19 protein-coding genes are annotated in these 19,700 nt (G+C 72.0%); 8 read left to right on the top strand and 11 right to left on the bottom strand.

The window, feature by feature from the left end:
• The first annotated feature begins 69 nt into the window (after positions 1-69).
• Positions 70-783, top strand: coding sequence for a M50 family metallopeptidase (locus LQK93_RS09035; protein ID WP_374971204.1), 714 nt, complete (start codon positions 70-72; stop codon positions 781-783).
• Positions 784-867: 84 nt separating this feature from the next.
• On the opposite strand, the gene LQK93_RS09030 is transcribed toward LQK93_RS09035, so the two are convergent.
• Positions 868-1,518, bottom strand: a complete 651-nt coding sequence (locus tag LQK93_RS09030; RefSeq protein ID WP_374971203.1) for an LON peptidase substrate-binding domain-containing protein — start codon at positions 1,516-1,518, stop codon at positions 868-870.
• Positions 1,519-1,602: 84 nt separating this feature from the next.
• Entirely contained in the window at positions 1,603-2,589 is a 987-nt protein-coding gene (locus tag LQK93_RS09025) for a serine/threonine-protein kinase (RefSeq protein WP_374971202.1), read from the bottom strand.
• 248 nt (positions 2,590-2,837) lie between these two features.
• On the opposite strand from LQK93_RS09025, the gene LQK93_RS09020 reads away from it, so the two are divergent.
• Positions 2,838-3,431: a DoxX family protein gene (locus LQK93_RS09020; RefSeq protein ID WP_374971201.1), complete on the top strand. Its 594-nt coding sequence runs from the start codon at positions 2,838-2,840 to the stop codon at positions 3,429-3,431.
• Between the two features lie 67 nt (positions 3,432-3,498).
• On the opposite strand, the gene LQK93_RS09015 is transcribed toward LQK93_RS09020, so the two are convergent.
• Complete coding sequence (locus tag LQK93_RS09015) at positions 3,499-5,319, bottom strand: L-lactate permease (RefSeq protein ID WP_374971200.1); 1,821 nt, start codon at positions 5,317-5,319, stop codon at positions 3,499-3,501.
• 81 nt (positions 5,320-5,400) lie between these two features.
• On the opposite strand from LQK93_RS09015, the gene LQK93_RS09010 reads away from it, so the two are divergent.
• Complete coding sequence (locus LQK93_RS09010; RefSeq protein WP_374971199.1) at positions 5,401-6,069, top strand: GntR family transcriptional regulator; 669 nt, start codon at positions 5,401-5,403, stop codon at positions 6,067-6,069.
• A gap of 12 nt (positions 6,070-6,081) precedes the next feature.
• On the opposite strand, the gene LQK93_RS09005 is transcribed toward LQK93_RS09010, so the two are convergent.
• Genes LQK93_RS09005 through LQK93_RS08980 form a run of 6 tightly spaced genes read right to left on the bottom strand, consistent with a single transcriptional unit; the run spans position 6,082 to position 13,603 of the window.
• Entirely contained in the window at positions 6,082-7,869 is a 1,788-nt protein-coding gene (locus LQK93_RS09005; protein ID WP_374971198.1) for a gamma-glutamyltransferase family protein, read from the bottom strand.
• Positions 7,866-8,984: an ABC transporter ATP-binding protein gene (locus tag LQK93_RS09000; RefSeq protein ID WP_374971197.1), complete on the bottom strand. Its 1,119-nt coding sequence runs from the start codon at positions 8,982-8,984 to the stop codon at positions 7,866-7,868. The genes LQK93_RS09005 and LQK93_RS09000 overlap by 4 nt, the downstream gene beginning before the upstream one ends.
• Complete coding sequence (locus LQK93_RS08995) at positions 8,981-10,066, bottom strand: ABC transporter ATP-binding protein (protein WP_374971196.1); 1,086 nt, start codon at positions 10,064-10,066, stop codon at positions 8,981-8,983. Before LQK93_RS08995 ends, LQK93_RS09000 begins: the two co-directional genes overlap by 4 nt.
• Positions 10,063-10,953, bottom strand: coding sequence for an ABC transporter permease (locus tag LQK93_RS08990; protein ID WP_374971195.1), 891 nt, complete (start codon positions 10,951-10,953; stop codon positions 10,063-10,065). The genes LQK93_RS08995 and LQK93_RS08990 overlap by 4 nt, the downstream gene beginning before the upstream one ends.
• On the bottom strand, positions 10,950-11,906 hold the full coding sequence (locus tag LQK93_RS08985) for an ABC transporter permease (RefSeq protein WP_374971194.1): 957 nt from the start codon (positions 11,904-11,906) through the stop codon (positions 10,950-10,952). Before LQK93_RS08985 ends, LQK93_RS08990 begins: the two co-directional genes overlap by 4 nt.
• 5 nt (positions 11,907-11,911) lie before the next feature.
• Positions 11,912-13,603, bottom strand: a complete 1,692-nt coding sequence (locus LQK93_RS08980; protein ID WP_374971193.1) for an ABC transporter substrate-binding protein — start codon at positions 13,601-13,603, stop codon at positions 11,912-11,914.
• A 519-nt stretch (positions 13,604-14,122) separates the two neighbouring features.
• On the opposite strand from LQK93_RS08980, the gene LQK93_RS08975 reads away from it, so the two are divergent.
• From LQK93_RS08975 to LQK93_RS08955, 5 genes are all read left to right on the top strand, one after another.
• Complete coding sequence (locus tag LQK93_RS08975; protein ID WP_374971192.1) at positions 14,123-14,605, top strand: DUF6325 family protein; 483 nt, start codon at positions 14,123-14,125, stop codon at positions 14,603-14,605.
• Positions 14,606-14,926: 321 nt separating this feature from the next.
• On the top strand, positions 14,927-15,391 hold the full coding sequence (locus tag LQK93_RS08970) for a hypothetical protein (protein WP_374971191.1): 465 nt from the start codon (positions 14,927-14,929) through the stop codon (positions 15,389-15,391).
• A 209-nt stretch (positions 15,392-15,600) separates the two neighbouring features.
• A complete protein-coding gene (locus LQK93_RS08965; protein WP_374971190.1) occupies positions 15,601-16,059 on the top strand; it encodes a DUF6325 family protein in 459 nt (152 codons plus the stop codon).
• Positions 16,060-16,072: 13 nt separating this feature from the next.
• A complete protein-coding gene (locus tag LQK93_RS08960; RefSeq protein WP_374971189.1) occupies positions 16,073-16,393 on the top strand; it encodes an SHOCT domain-containing protein in 321 nt (106 codons plus the stop codon).
• A gap of 55 nt (positions 16,394-16,448) precedes the next feature.
• Positions 16,449-16,994, top strand: coding sequence for a hypothetical protein (locus tag LQK93_RS08955; protein ID WP_374971188.1), 546 nt, complete (start codon positions 16,449-16,451; stop codon positions 16,992-16,994).
• Positions 16,995-17,048: 54 nt separating this feature from the next.
• Here the strand turns inward: LQK93_RS08955 and LQK93_RS08950 are convergent, their stop codons facing one another.
• Both LQK93_RS08950 and LQK93_RS08945 read right to left on the bottom strand, forming a co-directional pair.
• Entirely contained in the window at positions 17,049-17,537 is a 489-nt protein-coding gene (locus LQK93_RS08950) for a hypothetical protein (RefSeq protein ID WP_374971187.1), read from the bottom strand.
• Between the two features lie 80 nt (positions 17,538-17,617).
• A complete protein-coding gene (locus tag LQK93_RS08945; protein WP_374971186.1) occupies positions 17,618-19,558 on the bottom strand; it encodes a glycoside hydrolase family 15 protein in 1,941 nt (646 codons plus the stop codon).
• Positions 19,559-19,700 lie beyond the last annotated feature (142 nt).

Here is a 19,700-nt window from a genome sequence, read left to right as displayed (position 1 = left end):
CATGGTCGCCGCACCCTCGGCAGATCGGGGAGCGAGCGGACACAGGCGGGTCGGCTAGGTTCTGGCTCCGTGCAGTGGTTCGAGGCGGTGCGCGACCGCGTGGTCCCGGCGACCGGTGACGTCGCCCTCGCAGCGCCCCGGCTCGTCCTCGTCCTCGGCGTGGCCCTGCTGCTCGTCGCCGTCGAGCCGCTCTGGCGCGTGGTCCGGCTGGCCGTCACGCTCGTGCACGAGCTCGGGCACGCCGTCGTCGGTGTGCTCGTGGGCCGGCAGTTCACCGGCTTCGCCCTCCGCGGCGACATGTCGGGGCACGCCGTGACCCGCGGCCGTTCCCGGGGCGCCGGCCGCATCGCGTCGGCGTGGGCCGGCTACCCGATGCCCGCGCTGCTCGGCGCCCTTATGGTGTGGGCGGCCGAGCGCGGCTGGGCGGCCCCGCTCGTCACCGCCGGGCTCGCGATCCTCGTCTTCGCGCTGATCCGGGTCCGCTCGGCCCTGACCGCCCTCGTGATGGTCGTCGCCGTGGGCGGCTCGGTGGCGCTGTGGTGGTGGCGCGACGACGCCCTGCAGGCGCAGGTGCTCGTGGGTCTCGGCGTCGTGCTCGTCGTCGGCGCCTGGCGCCACCTCCAGGCGGTGGTCCGCGACCGCAGCCGCGGCAGCGACCCCGCGGTGCTCGCGACGCTCACGCCCCTCCCGCGCGGCGCGTGGAACCTGTCCTACGTCGTCGTGTGCGCGCTCGCCACCTGGGTCGTGGCCACCGAGGTCCTCGCCACTCTGCGGCTGCGCTGACCCGGCACCGGGGTGCTCAGCCCGTCCGTCGAGCCGGCTCAACCGGTGTCGTCAGTCCCCGCCCGCGGCCGTATGCCGCTTGGCTCAGTTGAGGGTGAACGGCGGGGCCGTGGGGGCGGCGACGGCGCCCAGCGCCGCGGCGAACTGCCGCTCGCGCTGCACCAGCTGCAGGGCCAGGCGCAGGCGCGACTCGGTGTCCTTGCTCGCCAGGAGGCGCTGGCGGTCGGCCAGGTCGAGGCTCACGGTGGCCGGGACGGCATACGCCAGGGCACGGTCGTCGTCGGGGACGCCCAGCTCGCTGTCGGTCGCGGCCGCGAAGGCGGTCAGCTCGGCGCGCAGCCGCGCAGCCAGCCTGGTGACGGTGGCTGGGTCACCGTCCGGCTCGGTCAGCCAGGTGATGCGTGCCGTCGTGTAGGGCGTCCCGGCGCTCTCGTCGATGGCGTCCACCCGGAACCGGTCGATGCCCTCCGAGATGACGAGGAAGCGCTCGTCCTGCAGCACGGCCGCCTGGGTGACCAGGGCGCCACAGCCGACGGAGTGCAGGGCACGGACCCCGTCCTCGCCGACCTCGAAGCCCTCCCGGATCGCGACGACCCCGAAGACCGGGGAGCGTTCGTCCTGGCCCTCGATGAGGTCGTGGAGCAGCCGGACGTAGCGCGGCTCGAAGATCTGCAGCGGCAGCCGAGCACCGGGCATCAGCACGGTGCCGAGCGGGAACAGCGGCAGGGTCGCCATCGACCCAGCGTAGGGCGGAATGCGGCAGCGTGCGGCGCAGCGGTGTCGGCGGCCGCACCACAGCCGCGGGCGCGGTGGGGCGCCTCAGTCGGCCAGGGCGGAGGGCATGGCCTGCGTGGCGGCCAGCTCGTCGGGCTCCGGACGCGAGCTCGTGCGCTCGGCCACCTCGCCCTCGAGCTCGTCGACCTCGTCGAGCATCTCGGCCGGCGAGCCGTTGATGGCCGTCGCGAGACCGAGCGCCAGGCCGCGCAGCTCCTGGTCACCGAGGCCGAGCCGGACCGCCACGGCGGCGGCGTTGGCCGGACGCTTCTCGGGGTCCTTCTGCAGGCACTCGGCGATGAGCTCGCGAAGGTCCTCGGGCACGTCGTCGGGCAGCGGGGGCGACGGCTCGTTGACGTGGCTCAGGGCCGTGGCGATGGGCGTGCCCCGGTCGAAGGGGCGCTGGCCCGAGAGCATCTCGTGGCCCACGACGCCGAGCGCGTAGAGGTCGCTCGCGCCGGTCGCGGCGTGACCCAGGGCCTGCTCGGGGCTGATGTAGTTGGGGGTGCCGAGCATCTCGCCGTGCTGAGTGTGGCCGGACGCGTCGAGCGCACGCGCGATGCCGAAGTCGGTGAGCTTCACGAGGCCGTCCTCGCGCACCATGATGTTGGCCGGCTTGATGTCGCGGTGGACGACGCGGGCCTCGTGGGCGACGCCGAGCGCCAGCGCCGCCTGGCCCAGGATGGAGCGCACCTCGGCCGGCGGGAGCGCACCGCGCTGGTTGAGGATCGCGGACAGCGGCTCACCGTTGACGAGCTCCATGACGAGGTAGGCGAACCCGCCGTCCTCGCCGTAGTCGAAGACCGTCGCGATGTTCGTGTGCATCAGGGCCGCCGAGTGGACGGCCTCGTCGCGGAAGCGCAGGGCGAACAGCCGCTCGTGGTCGACGTCCGGGCGCATGATCTTGACGGCGACCTCGCGCTGGAGCACCGAGTCGGTGCCGGCCCAGACGTCGGCCATCCCACCGGAGGCGATCCGGTGGTCGAGGCGGTAGCGGTCGCCGAGCACGAACCCTTCCTGCAGGCGGTTCATCGCAGCGGCACCTCTGTCTTCCAGGACTGAAGGTGCACGTCAGTTGACATCTCAGGGGCCTTCGTCAGCGGTCATGTTACGGGAGGCGAGTGCCGGTGGGGCACTTGCGGGCTGTCTCTGCTGAACCGCTCCCCGGTTGTGCGGCTCCGGCCTACATACCCCGCATCCCCCGGCAGGCAACGACCTTTTCGGCCCTTTTCAAGGTGTCGCGTCGGTGTGGCGTGGGGCACGGGGGGTAACGGTCCCTCATGAAGATCGGAAGACTTGCGGCTCGTGTCGTCATCGGAGGCCTGTTCGTCGGTCACGGCACCCAGAAGCTCTTCGGCTGGTTCGGGGGACCCGGCCTGGAGGGCACGGAGCAGATGATGGGGGCGCTGAAGATGCAGCCCGCCCGGGCGAACGCCATCGCCGCCGGGGTCTCCGAGACGGTGGGTGGAGCCCTGCTCGTGGTGGGCGCAGCCACACCACTGGCCGCCTCGAGCCTCATCGGCACGATGCTGACGGCGATCTGGAAGGTCCACAAGCCCCAGGGCGTCTGGGTCACCCAGGGCGGCTGGGAGTACAACGCCGTCCTCATCGCCTCCCTGGTGGCACTCATGGACGCCGGCCCCGGCGAGGTGTCGGTCGACGCCGCCCTCGGCCACGAGGAGTGGGGTCCCGGCTGGGCGCTCGGCGGTCTCGCGCTCGGGGCAGCGGCGTCCTCCGCGGCCATCGCCCTGGGCCGCCGCGCCTCGTCGCCCGCCGAGGCGGCACAGGAGGCGGCTGCCGGTCAGAGCCAGGTCGGTCGGGCCGCCACCGGTGACACCCCCGGCGACCCGGTCACCGCGGTCAGCAACGACTGACACCCCGCGACACCGCCGGGGCTGCCCGGCGTACGCGTCCTCCCCCCGTGCAACACCGCGGCCGCTGTCACGGGTGGAGGGCCACGAGTATGCAGGTGGTGGCCATCGCGGACAGCAGCAGCACGGCCGCGGGCAGCAGCGTCATGCGCAGCACGTCCCCGGCCCGCCTCGGAGCACCCACGGCGGTGAGCCCGAGCACGATGACCACGGGCGCCAGGGAGTTGCCGATGTTGCCGCCGGCGAGCTGGCCCGCCAGCAGGTCCGCGGGTCGGTCCCCGACCAGGTGGGCGATGTCCGCCTGCAGGGAGGAGAAGAGCGCGTTCGAGCTCGTCGTGGAGCCGGTGATGAACGAACCGAGTGCGCCCACCAGGGGCGCGATGGCCGGGTACGCGGAGCCGGCGGCCGCGGCTGCCCCCTGCGCGACGACACGCACCATCCCGCTGTCGACGAGGACGCCGGCGACCGACGCGAGCAGCACCACCGAGGGGGAGGACTTCCACGCCTGCCTGATCGTGCCGCGCCAGACGGGCGCCCACGCACGCGGTGACCACGCGCCGCTGCGCCACCAGATCGCGACGCTTCCCGCGCAGGCGATGAGCAGGATGGTCCCCGGGTGCCCCAGCAGCGCGATGGGGTTGTAGAGCTGCACGGCCGGGTTCACCGTGCCCAGCGACGTGGTGCTCGCGGGGAAGGACGGCCCGACGAGCAGGTGCGCCTTCGCCCACGACCGCAGGGCCGGCGGGAGGAAGATCACGAGGGCCACGAGGGCAAGGAGGGCGTAGGGCACGGCAGCGGCCCGGGCGCGCTGCACGGTGTGCGCTGCCTGGTCCGGGTCCGCCGCCACACCCGGCAGGCCCTCGGCGGCGACGTCGGCACGATGCCCGGCGGGCAGGCTACGGCGCTTCTCGTCCTGGGCGGCAGGGACCGACACCTGCTGGGCGATCGGCACCTCCTCGAGCGGGCTCGTCTCACCGGCAGCCACCACCGTGGCCCTGCGGTCGGCATCGGCCGACCTGCCGGGCCACCGGCGCAGCAGCATCACCATGGCGATCCCCGACGCTCCGGCACACAGGGCCCCGATTCCCGGCTCGAGCCCGACGACGCCGGCCTGGACCAGCGCCATCACCGGTCCAACGGTCAACAGCATGCGCCGGCCCTCCACGAGCCCGCGCCAGCCGCCGTCCATGAGGGCGACGAGAGCCCCGGCCAGCACGGAGTTGATGCCGAGGGCGACGGCCGACGCGGCGGCATACTCACCCTGCTCGAGCAGGTGGAGGTGGGCGGTCAGCGCTCCCATGTAGAAGGAGGAGCCCATCGAGCCGAAGCCGACGGCCCAGTGGTAGCCGATGAGGGGCAGGGCGACCGCGCGGGCCTTGCCGATACCGAGCGCGACGAGGAGCGGGGCGGCCACCGCGATGGGCGTGCCGAAGCCCGAGACGCCCTGGATGAACGACGGCAGGACCCAGGCGAGCAGCAGCACGTTCTCCGTGCGCCGGGGCAGGAGGGTCGCGAGGGCGCGACCGAGCGAGGCCATCCCGGCGTGCGAGGCCAGGTGGTGCATGAGCAGCGCCGGCCAGATGACGTAGAGGATCCAGATGCCGACCCAGGCGCCCTTGCCCAGCCCGACCCCCACCGTGAGGGCGTCGGCACCGAAGGCCAGCAGGGCCACGGCCGCGCTGTAGACCACCGTGACGACTGCGTTGACGACCGTGGAGAAGCGACCCCACAGGACGAGCGTGAGCAGCAGCACCACCGGGCTCACCGCGAGCGCCCAGGGGCCGGGGGAGACCGTCGCGAGCACACTCGGGAGTCCAGGGGGGAACGTCGCGGCGAGTCCCTCGGGCAGTCCTTGCGCCGCGTCGGCGACGGTGCCAATGAGCAATGACATGAAGTGTCTTTCGTATACGGTGTACATGGTCGAATAGGCGAGACAGCGGGTGCTCGGCGGCCATCTGAGGAGGAGCTGCCAATGAGCGTCAGCCACACCCGGACGATCGGGAGCCAGCACCAGGCGCTGCGCGATCAGGTGCTGGAGGAGCTGCGCCGGCGCATCGTCAACGGCGACTACCCACCCGGGCAGCGGCTGACGGAGGAGCGGCTGGCCACGGATTTCGGCGTCTCCCGCAACCCCGTGCGCGAGGCGCTCCGTATCGTCGAAGCCGACGGGCTCGTCACGATGATGCCGAGGCGCGGGGCAGTCGTCGCCACGCCCGAGGCCTCCGCCGTCGCCGACCTCTTCGCCGTGCGCTCGGCCCTCGAGACGATCGCCGCCCGGATGGCCGCAGAGCGCGCCACGCCGTCGCAGGTGGCCGAGCTGCGGGCGCTGCTCGAGGAGGCGCGCGACGCGACCGACCGGGACGACCTCTCACGCGTCGCCGAGCTCAACAGCGCCCTGCACCTGGCCGTGATCGGCATCAGCGGGAACCGGTGGCTGACCTCGATCGCGAGCTCGATGTACCTGCACGTGCACTGGGTCTTCCGTGTCGGCGCGGCCGACCGGGCGCCGCACTCGTGGCAGGAGCACATCCGGCTCATCGACGCGATCGCCGCGGGCGACGCCGACGCGGCGGAGGCCGCCGCACGGGACCACGTCGATGCGGCGGCCCACGCGGCGCGGGAGAACGTCACCCGGCAGTGAGGCCGGCGGCGGTCACCGACCCACCGCATAGCCCTGCATCCCTCGGGGGTTCGCGCCGGCCCTGAGCACGCCCGAGTCGGCGTCCCGGGCCACGGCACAGAGCCTCCCCAGGCTCCAGGGCTCCGAGACGCGGACCGTGTGGCCGCGTCTCTCGAGCTCGGCCACGACCTCGCTCCCGACGCGGTCCTCGACGACGAGCACCCCGGGCTCGGCCTCCCTCGGGTAGAAGGACGCCGGAAGGCTCGTGGTGTGGAAGGACGGCGCGTCGATCGCCTCCTGCAGGCTCTGCCCCTGGACCAGGCGACGGAGCAGGAACACCAGCTGCCACTGCTCTTGCTGGTCACCGCCCGGGGAGCCGCAGGCCATGACCGGCCGGCCCTCCTGGAGCACCAGGGTCGGGGTGAGCGTCGTGCGCGGGCGGCGCCCCGGAGCCAGCGACGAGGGCAGGCCCTCCTCGAGCCAGAACATCTGCATCCGGCTCCCGAGGCAGAAGCCCAGCTCCGGGATCGTCGGCGAGCTCTGCAGCCAGCCGCCGCTCGGGGTCGCCGACACCATGTTGCCCCAGCGGTCGACGACGTCGACGTGGCACGTGTCGCCGCGCGTCACGCCCGTCGGGGCGACCGTGGGTTCCCCGACCGTCGCGTCGAGCGCCGCGGTCGGGCGGTCGTCGCCGAAGCGGGCGTATGCCGCAAGCACCGGCTCGCGGCCGTCCGGGCTTCCCGGGCGGAGGGAGGCCGACGCCGTTTCACCGATGAGCGAGACCCGCTCGGCGGCATACTCACGCGACAGCAGGGTGTCGAGGGGGACGTCGACGTCGCCGTACCACGCCTCCCGGTCGGCGAAGGCAAGCTTGAGGGCCTCGGTGGCGCAGTGGATGCCGCGCGGCGTGGACGGGTCGAGCGCGGCAGGGTCGCCCAGCGCCTCCAGCAGGCGCAGCGTCTGCAGCAGGACGGGGCCCTGCCCCCACGGTCCGGTCTTGGCGAGCGTGTAGCCCTGGAAGTCGGCCGTGGTCGCGGACTCCCACGTCGCGGAGAAGGCCGCCATGTCGGCGCCGGTGACGAGGCCCGCGTGCGCTTCGCCGCTCGAGTCACGGAACGCCTTGCGTGAGAAGGTGTCCACGGCATCGGCCACGAAGCCCTGGCTCCAGGCCCTGCGGGCCGCGTCGATCTGCTCCTCACGGCCGCCACCGGCCGCGCGACCCTCGTCGGCGAGCCGCTGCAGGGTGTCGGCATACGCCGGGTTGGCGAAGAGCGCCCCGGCCCGGGGGACCTCACCACCGCTCAGCCACAGGTCCGCAGAGGTCGACCAGTCGCTCTCGAACAGCTCGCGGACGGTGGCGATCGTCGTGGACACGCGTTCGAGCATCGGGTGGCCGTGGCGGGCGTAGCCGATGGCCGGCTCGAGCACGTCCGCGAGCGTCATGGTGCCCTCGTCGCGGAGCATCAGCAGCCAGGCGTCGACCGCGCCGGGGACGGCCGCGGCGAGCGGTCCCGAGCCCGGGATGAGGTCCAGCCCCTCGGAGCGGTAGTGCTCGATCGTGGCTCCTGCGGGCGCCGGTCCCTGGCCGCACAGCACCCGAGGGGTCGGGTCCTGCGCCGTGGCGACGATGGCCGGGACCTCGCCTCCGGGACCGTTGAGGTGCGGCTCGACGACGTGGAGGACGAAACCGGCGGCGACCGCGGCGTCGAAGGCGTTGCCGCCCAGCTCGAGGACACGCATGGCCGACTGTGACGCGAGCCAGTGCGTCGAGGACACCATGCCGAAGGTGCCCTCGAGGGTGGGACGGGTGGTGAAGGTCATGTGAGGCTTTCCGTGGTCGAGGTGGTCGATCTGGTCGAGGTCGCCGCGGTTGCCGGGGTCGTCGACGTCGTCTCAGCTGGTGCGGCGTCACTGCGGATGTCGGGTCCTGTGCCGTCCTGCTCCACCAGGTGGCAGGCCACCGTGCCGCCGTCAGCGACGGTGCGCAGGACCGGGACCTCCTCCGCGCACCGGGCGACCGCAACCGGGCAGCGGGTGTGGAAGCGGCAGCCGGAGGGTGGGTCCATGGCCGACGGCAGGTCGTCGCCGAGCAGCACCGGCGTGCGCGCCCGTTGCTTTTCAGGGTCGGCGACGGGCGCGGCCGAGAGCAGCGCCTGGGTGTAGGGGTGCCGCGGGTGGGCGAAGATCTCCTCGCGGGTACCCACCTCGACGAGCTGGCCGAGGTACATCACGGCGATCTCGTCGGCGAGGTACTCGACGGCCGACAGGTCGTGCGTGATGAACAGGCACGCGAAGCCGATGTCGCGCTGGAGGTCCGCGAGCAGGTTGAGCACGGCCGCCTGGACCGACACGTCGAGCGCGCTGGTCGGCTCGTCCGCCACGAGCAGGCTCGGCTCGGACATCAGGGCCCGGGCCAGGCTGACGCGCTGGCGCTGCCCTCCGGACAGCTCATGCGGGTAGCGCTGGGCCACCTCGGGCCGCAGCCCGACCCGCCGCAGGCTCTCCTTGACGAGGTCCGACCGCTCGCGCCGGTTCAGCCGCGTGGCCAGCAGCCGCAGCGGCTCGCCCACGATCTCGCCGACGAGCATGCGCGGGTCCAGCGAGCCGGCCGGGTCCTGGAAGACGATGGAGACGTCGCGGCGGTGCCGGCGCAGCTCCTTGCGCGACAGGTGGGTGACGTCGGTGCCGCCGAGCCGCACCGTGCCGTCGGTGGGCTCGACGAGCCGCACGATGCAGCGGCCCACCGTCGACTTGCCCGAGCCGCTCTCGCCGACGAGAGCGGTCACCTGCCCCTTCCGGATGCGCAGGGACACACCGTCCACGGCGCGGACGGGTCCGAAGTGCATGACGAGGCCATCGAGCTCGAGCACGGGCTCGTCCCCCGCGACGGCGGCGGGCGCGCCGTCCTGGACGGTCTGCACGGATGCGGGTGTCATCGACGCTCCTGGCGGGTTGGATCGGCTGCCCTGCCGCGCGGGTGCCAGCACGCGACCCGGTGCTCGACAGGCCCACCGCCCGAGGGGGCGAGGGGCTGCTCTGCGCCGGACAGCGCGGCAAACGGCGGGGCGGAGGTGCTGCAGCGCTCGGAGGCGGCGGGGCAGCGGTCGGCGAAGGTGCAGGCGTCCGGCTGCGTCTCGAGGACGGGCACGAGACCCGGGATCTCCTGCAGCCGGTGCGTGCCCGCGTGGTGGCCGGGACGAGGGGAGGCCGCGAGCAGCCCCGCGGTGTAGTGGTGCTGGGGTCGTGAGAACAGCTCGTGGACGGTGGCGCTCTCGACAACGCGACCGGCATACATGACCATGACGCGGTCGGCCACGTCGGCGATGACGCCGAGGTCGTGGGTGATGATGAGGATGCTGGTGCCGAACCGGTCGCGCAGCCCGCGGAGCACGTCGAGGATGCCGGCCTGGACCGTCACGTCGAGCGCGGTCGTGGGCTCGTCGGCCACGAGGACCTTCGGCCGGCAGGCCACCGCCATCGCGATCATGACGCGCTGGCGCATGCCCCCCGACAGCTGGTGCGGGTAGTGCTTGACGCGCTCGCGCGGCGACGGGATTCCGACGAGGCCCAGCAGCTCGACAGCCTGCTCGAGCGCCTCCTTGCGGCTCAGGCGCTCGTGGGCCTGGAGCACCTCGACGACCTGCCGGCCGACTGTGAGCACCGGGTTCAGTGAGCTCATCGGCTCCTGGAAGATGTAGGCGATGTCCCTGCCCCGGACGCCACGCAGCGCGCTGGCTCTGGCCCCGACGAGCTCGACGCCCTCGAGCCGCACCGAGCCCTCCACGCGGGTGGTGCGCGGGAGCAGCCCGGCGAGGCTCATCGCGGTGACGCTCTTGCCGCAGCCCGACTCGCCGACGATGCCGACGATCTCGCCGGGTGCCACGCGCAGGTCGACGTGGTCCACGGCCGAGACCGAGCCGACCTCGGTGCGGAAGGTCACCGTGAGGCCCTGGACGTCGAGGACCGGCCGGCCCTCGAGCGTCTCGGCGGCCTCGACGGCAGGCGTGGTGGCGGTCATCGGCGGCTCGCTTTCGGGTCGAGTGCGTCGCGGAGGCTGTCGCCGAAGACGTTGAACGCCAGCGCCAGGACCATGATCGCGATGCCCGGCAGGACGGCCGCCCACGGCGCCCGCGCCGCGAACTGCTGGGCGTTGGCCAGCATCGTGCCGAGGCTGGGTGAGGGCGGCTGGATGCCGAGGCCGAGGAACGACAGCACGGCTTCGCCGAGGATCGCGGCCGGGATGGCGACGGTCGCCTGGACGAGCACGACCGACGTGGCATTCGGCAGGATGTGCCGCGCTAGGACCCACAGGTCGCTCGCGCCGTGCACGACCGCGGCGGCGACGAAGTCGAGGGACTTCAGGCGCAGGGCGTCCGAGCGCACGACGCGGATCACCCCCGGGATCTGCGCGATGCCGATGGCCAGGGCGGCGTTCGCGAGGCTCGCGCCCCGAATGGCCGCGAGCCCGACGGCGAGGATGAGGAAGGGGAAGGCCAGGAGCAGGTCGGTGACCCGGGAGATCACGCTGTCGGCCCCCCGGAAGTAGCCGGCCACGAGTCCGAGCGGCACTCCGACCAGGAGCGCGGTGAGCACCGCCAGCAGGGCGACCTCCAGCGAGGCCCGGCTGCCCAGCATGATGCGGGACAGGACGTCTCGTCCGAGGTCGTCGGTGCCGAGCAGGTGCCCCGGCGTCCCAGGCGGCGCCAGCGTGTTGGAGAAGTCGGTGTGCTCCGGGGCGTAGGGGGCCACCCACGGCGCGACCACCGCGACGACCACGGCGACGGCGAGCACCGTGAAGCTGACGACCGCCAGCGGGTTGCGGCGCAGCCGGCGCAGCACGCGGGAGCGCTGTCCACGCGCGGTGGCGGGGGCGGGAACGGCGGTCAGGGCTGTGTCGACGCTCATGCGGGTTCTCCCGTGACGCGGACCCTCGGGTCGATGAGCGAGTAGAGCAGGTCGACCACGAAGTTGATGACGATGTACGAGGTGGCCGTGACGAGGACGACGGCCTGGATGACGGGATAGTCGCGCTGGAAGACGGCGTCGATCGTCATCTTGCCGAAGCCGGGCAGGCCGAAGATCTGCTCGGTCACCACCGCCCCGGAGATCAGGCCGCCGAGCTGCAGGCCCACGATCGTGACGACGACGATGAGGCTGTTGCGCAGGGCGTGCCGTCCGATGACGGCCGACGGGCGCAGCCCCTTGGCCTCCGCCGTACGGACGTAGTCGGTCGACAGGGCGTCGAGCATGGACGACCTCGTCTGGCGCATGATCACCGCCGAGAGCCCGGTCCCGAGGATCAGGGCCGGGAGGATGACGTGGTGGAGGTTGTCCACGACGCTCTCCCCGAGCGGCACGAAACCGGATGCCGGAAACAGGCCGGTCGCAACGGACAGGTAGAGGATGGCGACGAGGCCGAGCCAGAAGTGCGGCACCGAGAGCCCGAGGAGGGCGAACGCGTTGGCCACCCACTCGGAGGGACGGCCGCGGCGCACTGCCGCGACCACGCCGGCCCCGACTCCCAGCACCACGGCGATGGCGATGGCCAGCAGCGACAGCTCGACCGTGACGGGGATGGCCGTGGCCAGCATCGAGCTGACCGACTCGCCCGTGCGAACCGAGATGCCGAGGTCGCCACGGACGGCGTGGCTCAGGAAGCGCCAGAACTGCACGGGCAGCGACTGGTCGAGGCCGTACTCCGCGCGGATCGCGGCGAGCGCCTCCGGGGTCCGGTCCTCGCCTGCGAGAGCGAGGGCCGGATCCCCGGGGAGAGCCCGGACGCCGAGGAAGACGACCACGGTGGCGAGAACCAGCGTCACCAGCGACTGCCAGGCCCGGTGGAACAGGTAGCGACGCACGACCGTTACTTGGCCATCCCGGCGAAGGCGACCCGGACGACACCGTCGGGGAACACCTGCACGCCCTTGAGCGAGTTCGAGACACCGGTGAGGTTGCGCTGGCGGTAGAGGTAGATCAGCGGGTCGGTCTGGTGCAGCCGGTCGATGACCTGGGCGTAGAGGTCGCGGCGCTGGCCGACGTCCTGGGTCTCTCGCGCCTTGGCGAGCAGGTCATCCACCTGCTTGTCGCTGAAGCCCGACACGTTCTGGCTGCCGCCGGTCCCGACGAAGTTGGTGATGTTGGCGTCGGGGTCGATGCGGCCCGACCAGCCGAGCTGCAGGAGGCTGAACTGGCCCTGGTCCTGCTGGTCCAGGAGCGAGGCATACTCGACCGGCTTGATCTTGAGGTCGAAGCCGCCCTCCTTGACCATCGACTGCAGCGCTTGGGCGAGCCGCAGGCTGTCGGGGTTGTTCGAGGTGATCATCTCGATGGGGAAGGGGGTCTGGACTCCCGCCTCCTTGAGCAGCGCCTTGGACTTCTCCGGGTCGTGGGCGGTGCACTTCTGGGCAGCGTCGCTCGAGAACTCGCTCGCCGGCGAGATGGGCGAGCAGGCGACGGTGTTGAGGTCGTTGAAGATGACCTTGACGAGGCCGGCGCGGTCGATGGCGTACTCGAGGGCCTGGCGGACCCGGGGGTCCTTCGCTTCCGGGGTGCTCCTCATCTGCGGGGGAGCGTCGACGCCGTTGGTGTTGCCGATGTTGAAGGTAACGCCCTGGTAGCCGAGGGACTGCGACTGCAGGACCTGCAGCGACTTCTCCTGCTTGAGCGCGGGGACGTCCTGGGCCGACAGGGAGTCGGCCACGAGCACGTCGCCCGAGCGCACGTTCGCGGCGCGGATGCTGGCGTCCGTGATGATCCGGTAGGTGATCTTGTCCAGGTGGACCTTGTCGGCCGCGTAGTAGTTCGGATCCTTCTCGAGATCGATCGAGTTCTGCGGCACGCGCTTGGAGAACTTGAACGGTCCGACGCACACGGGCGCCGACGCGAAGTTCGACCCCGACTGCTTCGCGGCGGTGGGGCTGACGATCATGCCGGCACGGTCGGTGAGGGCCGCGGTCAGCGGCGCGAAGGGCTTGGACAGGGTGATGACGACCGTCCTGGCGTCCTTGGCGGCCACCTCGGATATGGGTCCGAGCTCACTCTTGCGGGCGGAGCTCTTGAGGGTGAGGTCACGCTCCAGGGACGCCTTGACGGCCTCGGCGTCGAAGGGAGTGCCGTCGGCGAACTTGACGCCGGTCTTGACCGGAATGGTGACGGTCTTGCCGTCAGTGCTGATCGTCGGCAGGGCGGTGGCCAGCTGAGGCACGATCTTGGCCGACTCGTCGACGTCATAGAGCTTCTCGCACATGGCGTTGAAGACGTAGCGGGAGTAGAGGCTGCGCGAGAGCGCGGGGTCCAGCTTGTCCGGCTCGGCGGAGAGGGCCATCACCAAGGAGCCTCCCTGCTTGACCTGGCCTGCGTCGGCCGGAGACCCGAAGCTGTCAGCACCGGTCGCCCCGGACCCTGCCGTCGAGCCGCCCGCGCCGCCGCCCTGGTTCCCGGTGGGCCCCACCGCTGAACAGGCCGCGGCTCCCAGGGAAGTGGCAGCAAGCACGACCACGAGCGCGCGCGCTCGTGCCCAGGCAGGGGTGGAGGCCGAGACGTTCCGAAATGTCATGACACGCTCCGTTGGTGGGGGAAGGCGAAGTTCGGCGATCGTATCCTGTATACAAGCGCTGTGGGCAGGTCGGAGCCGGACTTTTCCGGAGCTTCTGCGGCAGCGCCGGCACGTGGACTGGCCCGACGTGCAGCCCGACACCGGGCGCGCCGCCGACGAGGTCTCCGCCGTGTGGCCGCGTGCGCGGCCGGCATGGGCCGGCGCCGCGACGAACGACGCTGGACCCGCACGAACCCACGCCCGTGACGGCCACGGGACGGGACGAAATGCACCCCCGGGGCGCCACCAGGATCCCTGACCACCGCCCCTCCGCGAGAACCCGACGGCCGCTGCTCACTCCCTGCGAGTGATGCCGAGGGCGTACGCGTCGCCACCGTCCGTCGGCGCAGCTGCCCTCGGCCCCCTGCCGTGCGGGCAACCCTTCACCTCCCAAGGGTGATGCCGCCGCCGGACGCGGCCCGCAGCATTGGAGTCGCCTGGTCCGGTGAGCGCCGGACCCGACCGGCTGGAGGTGGTGGCATGACGGAACAGCTGACGAAGAAGGCCCCCGAGGACGAGCTGGACGAACTCGGTCCCGTGGACTGGATCGTGGTGGAGTTCCCCGGCAGCAAGTTCAAGGGGGAGATCGCGCCGACCCTCGTCGACCTCGTCGACCGCGACGTGATCCGCATCCTCGACCTGCTCCTCATGAAGAAGGACGACAGCGGCACGCTGGACGTCTACGAGATCGCCGACATCGAGGAGGGCGAGCTCGGGGAGCTGCGCAACTACGAGACCGCCCTGGCGACCCTGCTCAGCGAGGAGGACGTCGTGGCCGCTGCCGAGGCCGTCGAGCCGGGCAGCAGCGCCGCGCTGCTCGTCTGGGAGAACCGTTGGGCTGCTCCCTTCGGGTCCGCCGTCCGGCACGCCGGTGGGCAGCTGGTGGCCAGTGGACGCATCCCGGTGCAGGCCATGCTGGCTGCGATCGAGCACGAGGGCGCGCAAGAGAGTGAGGGTGACTGACATGCCGCTGGCACGCAGGAGAGTGGGTCGTCCGGGCGTGATCGGGGCGCCGGTCGCGCGTACCGCCGCCACCGTGGGGACCGCGGCGGTCGTGGCGCACGGCGTCTCCCGTCGCACCGACCGGCGCGAGGACCGTCGGGAGGACCGACGGGACCGTCGTTTCTGACGCCGCTTCAGATGCAGATCTGACGGGCTCTGAGTGGGCGAGGCGAGCTGGTGCCTGCCCTGGGCCCGAGATCACTCGCTGCGGATGGTGCCCGTGACCTCGGGGGCCGGGACCGTGGGAGGTGCACAGAGTCTCGTCTGACTTGGAGGAACATCATGAGCGACGTGCGTCAGCAGGCATCGGCGACCCAGACGAACCGGGCGCCGCAGCAGCGCGAGCACGAGCCGCCACCGGGCGACCGGTGGAGTGGCTGGGTGCTGTTCGCGTCGATGATGCTGATCCTGCTCGGCTGCTTCCAGGGCATCGCCGGGCTGGTCGCACTCTTCGACAAGGGCTACTACCTGGTCGGCTCCAACGGCCTCGTCGTCCACGTCAACTACACGACCTGGGGATGGGTGCACCTGATCGTGGGCGTCGTGGCCCTGGTGTCCGGCTTCGGGCTGTTCACCGGAGCGATGTGGGCGCGGGCACTCGGCGTGATCGTGGCCGGGCTCAGCGCGATCCTGAACTTCGCCTTCATCGCGGCGTTCCCGGTCTGGGCCCTCACGATCATCGCCATCGACGTCCTGGTCATCTACGGCATCGCCGCGCACGGCAAGGAGGTGGCTCCCCGCGCCTGAGAGCTGCGGGCGGCCGTCGCGCCGGGGCGTCCTCGAGGCACCCCGGCGCTGCCGCGTCGCGCATCCCTCGGACCGTGCCCCGCCCCTGCCGTGACGCAGGATCCGTCGGGCCTGCTCTCCGCGAGTGACTCACCCGCGGAGGGTGACGTGCGCGGCCCGTCGGGACGCGACGCTGTCTCGTGGACGACGGAAAACCACGAAGGAGAGACATGACCACCACAGACACCCCCACGGCGACCAGGGACGTCTCTGGCCCGATCGACTTCCTCCTGCTCGAGTTCCCGCGTGACCGGCTCACCGGAGAGGCCGGCAGCGCGCTGATGGACCTCGTCGAGCGGGGCCTGATCCGCCTCTTCGACCTGATGGTCATCAGCAAGGACGACGACGGCAACGTCGAGGTGCTCGAGATCACCGACCCGATGTCCGCCTCGGGCGGCTTCGCCTACTTCAGTGGGGCGCGGTCGGGCCTGCTCGGCGAGGACGACGTCGCCGAGGCCGCTGGGGCCATGTCGCCCGGCACCGTTGCCGCACTGATCGTCTACGAGAACACGTGGGCCGCGCCGTTCGTCGCCGCTGCCCGCGAGAGCGGCGGAGAGGTCATCGCCAGTGCCCGCATCCCGGCGACCGAGGTCATGGCCGCCATCGAGTCCCTCGAACCGACGAGCTGAAGGAGCAACCGCGATGCCAGGACTACTGCGAGGAGTCGCACGCACAGCCGTCGTGGCCGGCACCGCCTCCGCCGTGGCCGGACGCGTCCAACGCCGCCAGGCCGAGAAGTTCGCCGGGCGGGACGCCAACATCGCTGCGCAGCAGCAGGCCGCGTACGACGAGCAGACCCAGCAGCAGGCGCCTCCGCCGCCTGAGGCTGCACCGCCGGCGGCAGCCCCCGCCTCGAGCGTCGACGTCGTCGAGCAGCTCAAGGGCCTGGCCGAGCTGAAGCAGCAGGGCATCCTCACGGAGGAGGAGTTCGCGGCGCAGAAGGCGAAGATCCTCGGGATGTGAAGCGGGGCCGACCGCGACAGTCGTCGAGCCGCCCAGCGGCGAGGGGGTGGTGCACGTGGACGACCGGAACGCACGGCCCGAGGACGACGCGGACGCCGTGCGCGTCGACCGTCGACCAAGGCCGGACCTCTTCGGCCTGACCAGCGGCGGCGGCGAGGGCCTGATCACCGGGACCGTGGTGTGCGCCGCGGTCATCGCCTACGGCGCCGGGCACGTCGACTCGACGGCACAGCTGTGCATGGCGATCTTCGGCACGGTGCTCGTCTACTGGCTGGCGCACCTGCACGCCCGGACCCTCGGCGCCGCGGTCACCCACGGTCACCACCCGCTCGTCGCCCTGCGGCTGGCCCTGCTCGAGACGTGGCCCATCGCCGGCGCCTCGGTGCTGCCGATCGTCGTCCTGCTCCTCGCCGAGCTCGGCGGGAGGTCCCTGCGGACGGCGGCGTGGACGGCGCTGATCGCCACCATCGTCCTGCTGACCGCCTACAGCTACCTGGCCGGGGCGCGCAGCGGCCTCAGCCCGTGGGGACGCGTCGCGAGCGCCGCGGTGGGTGCGGTGATCGGGCTGCTCGTGGCCGCCCTGAAGGTCGCCCTGCACTGAGCCCGCCCCGACGCGCCGGGTAGCACCCGGCATACTCCATCGACTGCCGGAGCGTCACGGGCGTCGGGCGGTGATGGTCTCGCGCAGCCGGTCGAGCATGTCCTGCTCCCGCTCGCTGACCAGCTGGGCGCCGAACCCCAAGAACCCGCCCTCCTTGGCGGCGTTCGCCGCTGCCTGCGCCGCGGCGAGCAGCCACTGCCCGAACGCCGCGGCCTCCTCGGCGGTCGCCTTCTCCGCGACGATGGCCTGCACCGCCCGCAGCTCCTCGAGCACCTGCTCCCCGGGCTGCGTGCCGCCGGTCGGTTTGAAGCCACTGAGCGGGTTGTGCCGCTGCTGCACCGCCGCCTGGATCTCGAGGGCCACCTCGGCGAGCAGCTGCTCGTGGCTCGGCGGGTTGGTGGCGCTCTTGAGCGTGGCCATCGACTCCTTGGCGGCCTCGATGGGGCCGCCCGGGTCGGCCAGCGAGATCGCCATCCCGGCGACCAGCGGGGCGCGCACGACGCGCGCCCACTCCTCCTCGGTGAAGTCGCTCTTCGCGGTCACGATGCTCCCTCCGGGTCGTGCTGTCGTACGCCGTGTCCGTGTGCCGTTCCGTGTGCCGGGTATGCCGTGTGGTCGGGTGCTCAGGCCCTCGCGTCGGCCGTTGCGGGCCTGGCCCCGTTGCCCGCGACCCGGCGCGCGCCGTCGCCTCGCGACGGGGGGACCCAGGACTCGCGCCTCGCCGTCGCCGGCGGGTGGAGGTCGAGCTCCCGGTCCAGGGTGATCGCTGCGTCGATGAGGGACAGGTGGGTGAACGCCTGGGGGAAGTTGCCGATCTGCTCGCCGGTGAGCGCGATCTCCTCCGAGTAGAGGCCGACGTGGTTGGCGTACGTCAGCATCTTCTCGAAGATCTCCCGGGCCTTGTCCAGCTGGCCGGCGCGGGCCAGTGAGGAGACGTAGTCGAACGTGCAGAGCGAGAAGGTGCCCTCCGAGCCCCGCAGCCCGTCCGGCGAGGCCTCGGGGTCGTAGCGGTAGACGAGGCTGTCGGTGACGAGCTCGCTGTCCATCGCCTCGAGGGTGGAGATCCACATCGGGTCGGTCGGGGTGATGAAGCCGACGGTGGACATGCGCAGCAGCGAGGCGTCGAGCACGTCGGTCCGGTAGTGCTGCCGGAACGCCTTGCGCGTCGGGCTCCAGCCGCGCTCCATGATCTGGTCGTAGATGGCGTCCCGCTCGGCACGCCAGCGCTCCAGCGGGGCAGGACGTCCGTGCAGCGTGGCCAGGCGGATCCCCCGGTCGAGCGCCACCCAGTTCATCAGCCGCCCGTACGTGAAGTCCTGACGCCCGCCCCGGGTCTCCCAGATGCCCTCCTCGGGCTGGTCCCAGTTGTCGGTGACCCAGTTGAGCAGGTCGCAGACGCGCTGCCAGCCTTCGTGCCCCATGGCGATGCCGTGCGCGTCGGCGAAGTAGATGCTGTCGATCGCCTCGCCGTAGATGTCGAGCTGCAGCTGGTCGGCGGCGCCGTTCCCGATGCGCACGGGCGCCGAACCGCGGTAGCCCTCCCAGTGCGCCAGCACCTCCTCGCTGAGGTCGCTGGAGCCGTCGACCCGGTACATGATCTTGAGTGGACCGGTGCCGTTCGCGCCGGCCTGCTCGTCCAGCCGGTCCCGCAGCCACCGTCCCAGCGCGGCCGCCTCACCGGTGAAGCCCATCCCGAGCAGGGCGTAGACCGAGAAGGAGGCGTCCCGGATCCAGGTGTAGCGGTAGTCCCAGTTGCGTTCGCCACCGATCTGCTCGGGCAGGCCCGCGGTGGGGGCGGCGACGAGTCCCCCGCTCGGCGCATACGTCATCAGCTTGAGGGTGATGGCCGAGCGGTTGAGCTCCTCCCGCCACCGCCCGGCGTACGTCGACTGCCCGAGCCAGGCCTCCCAGAAGTCGACGGTCTCGTCGAACAGCCGCCACGCCTCCCCCACGGGGACCGGGTGCAGCTGGCCGGCGGCACCGGTCTCCACCACCACGCCCCGCATCTGGCCGGCCCTCAGGGTGAACTCGCCGTGGATGTCGCCGTGCGCATCGACGTGCGCCGCGCCGAGCCGCTCCTCACCGGGCTCCAGGATCAGGCGCACCGTCAGGGCGGTGTGGCTGCCCTCGAAGACGGCCCCGGCGTCCGTCAGGTGCACCTGGTGCGGTTCGCGGCCGTAGTCGAACCGGGGCGCGATGTCGAAGGCGAAGGTCATCTCACCCCGCACGCACCTGATCATCCGCACGATCCGGTGTCGGGACGTCTCCTGCTCGTCGGTGACCGGCATGAAGTCGGTGACCTCGCCGACGCCCGCCTCGGTCAGGAATCGCGTCACCAGGAGCGCCGTGTCCGGGAAGTAGAGCTGCTTGCCGGTGAACGCCGGGGCGGTCGGCCGCACCCGGAAACGCCCTCCCTTCTCGCTGTCGAGGAGGGCGCCGAAGATGCTCGGGGAGTCGAACCGTGGGGCGCAGAACCAGTCGATGGAGCCGTCGGTCGCGACGAGTGCGGCGGTCTGGAGGTCACCGATGAGCCCGTGGTCGGCGATCAGGGGGTAGGCGGACATGTGCGGTCCTTTCACCGTGCGCAGGCGACGCCTCCTCGGGTGCGACAGGGCGTCAGCCCTCAGGATTCGGGTCGCTGGGCCGGCCCGGCATCACGCACGAAGGGTGATGTCGCCCGGCGGCTCGGCTGGAAGTCTCAGGCTG

Source organism: Terrabacter sp. BE26, from assembly GCF_041941675.1.
Lineage (GTDB): Bacteria > Actinomycetota > Actinomycetes > Actinomycetales > Dermatophilaceae > Terrabacter.
This window is presented reverse-complemented; position numbering and strand designations above follow the sequence as displayed.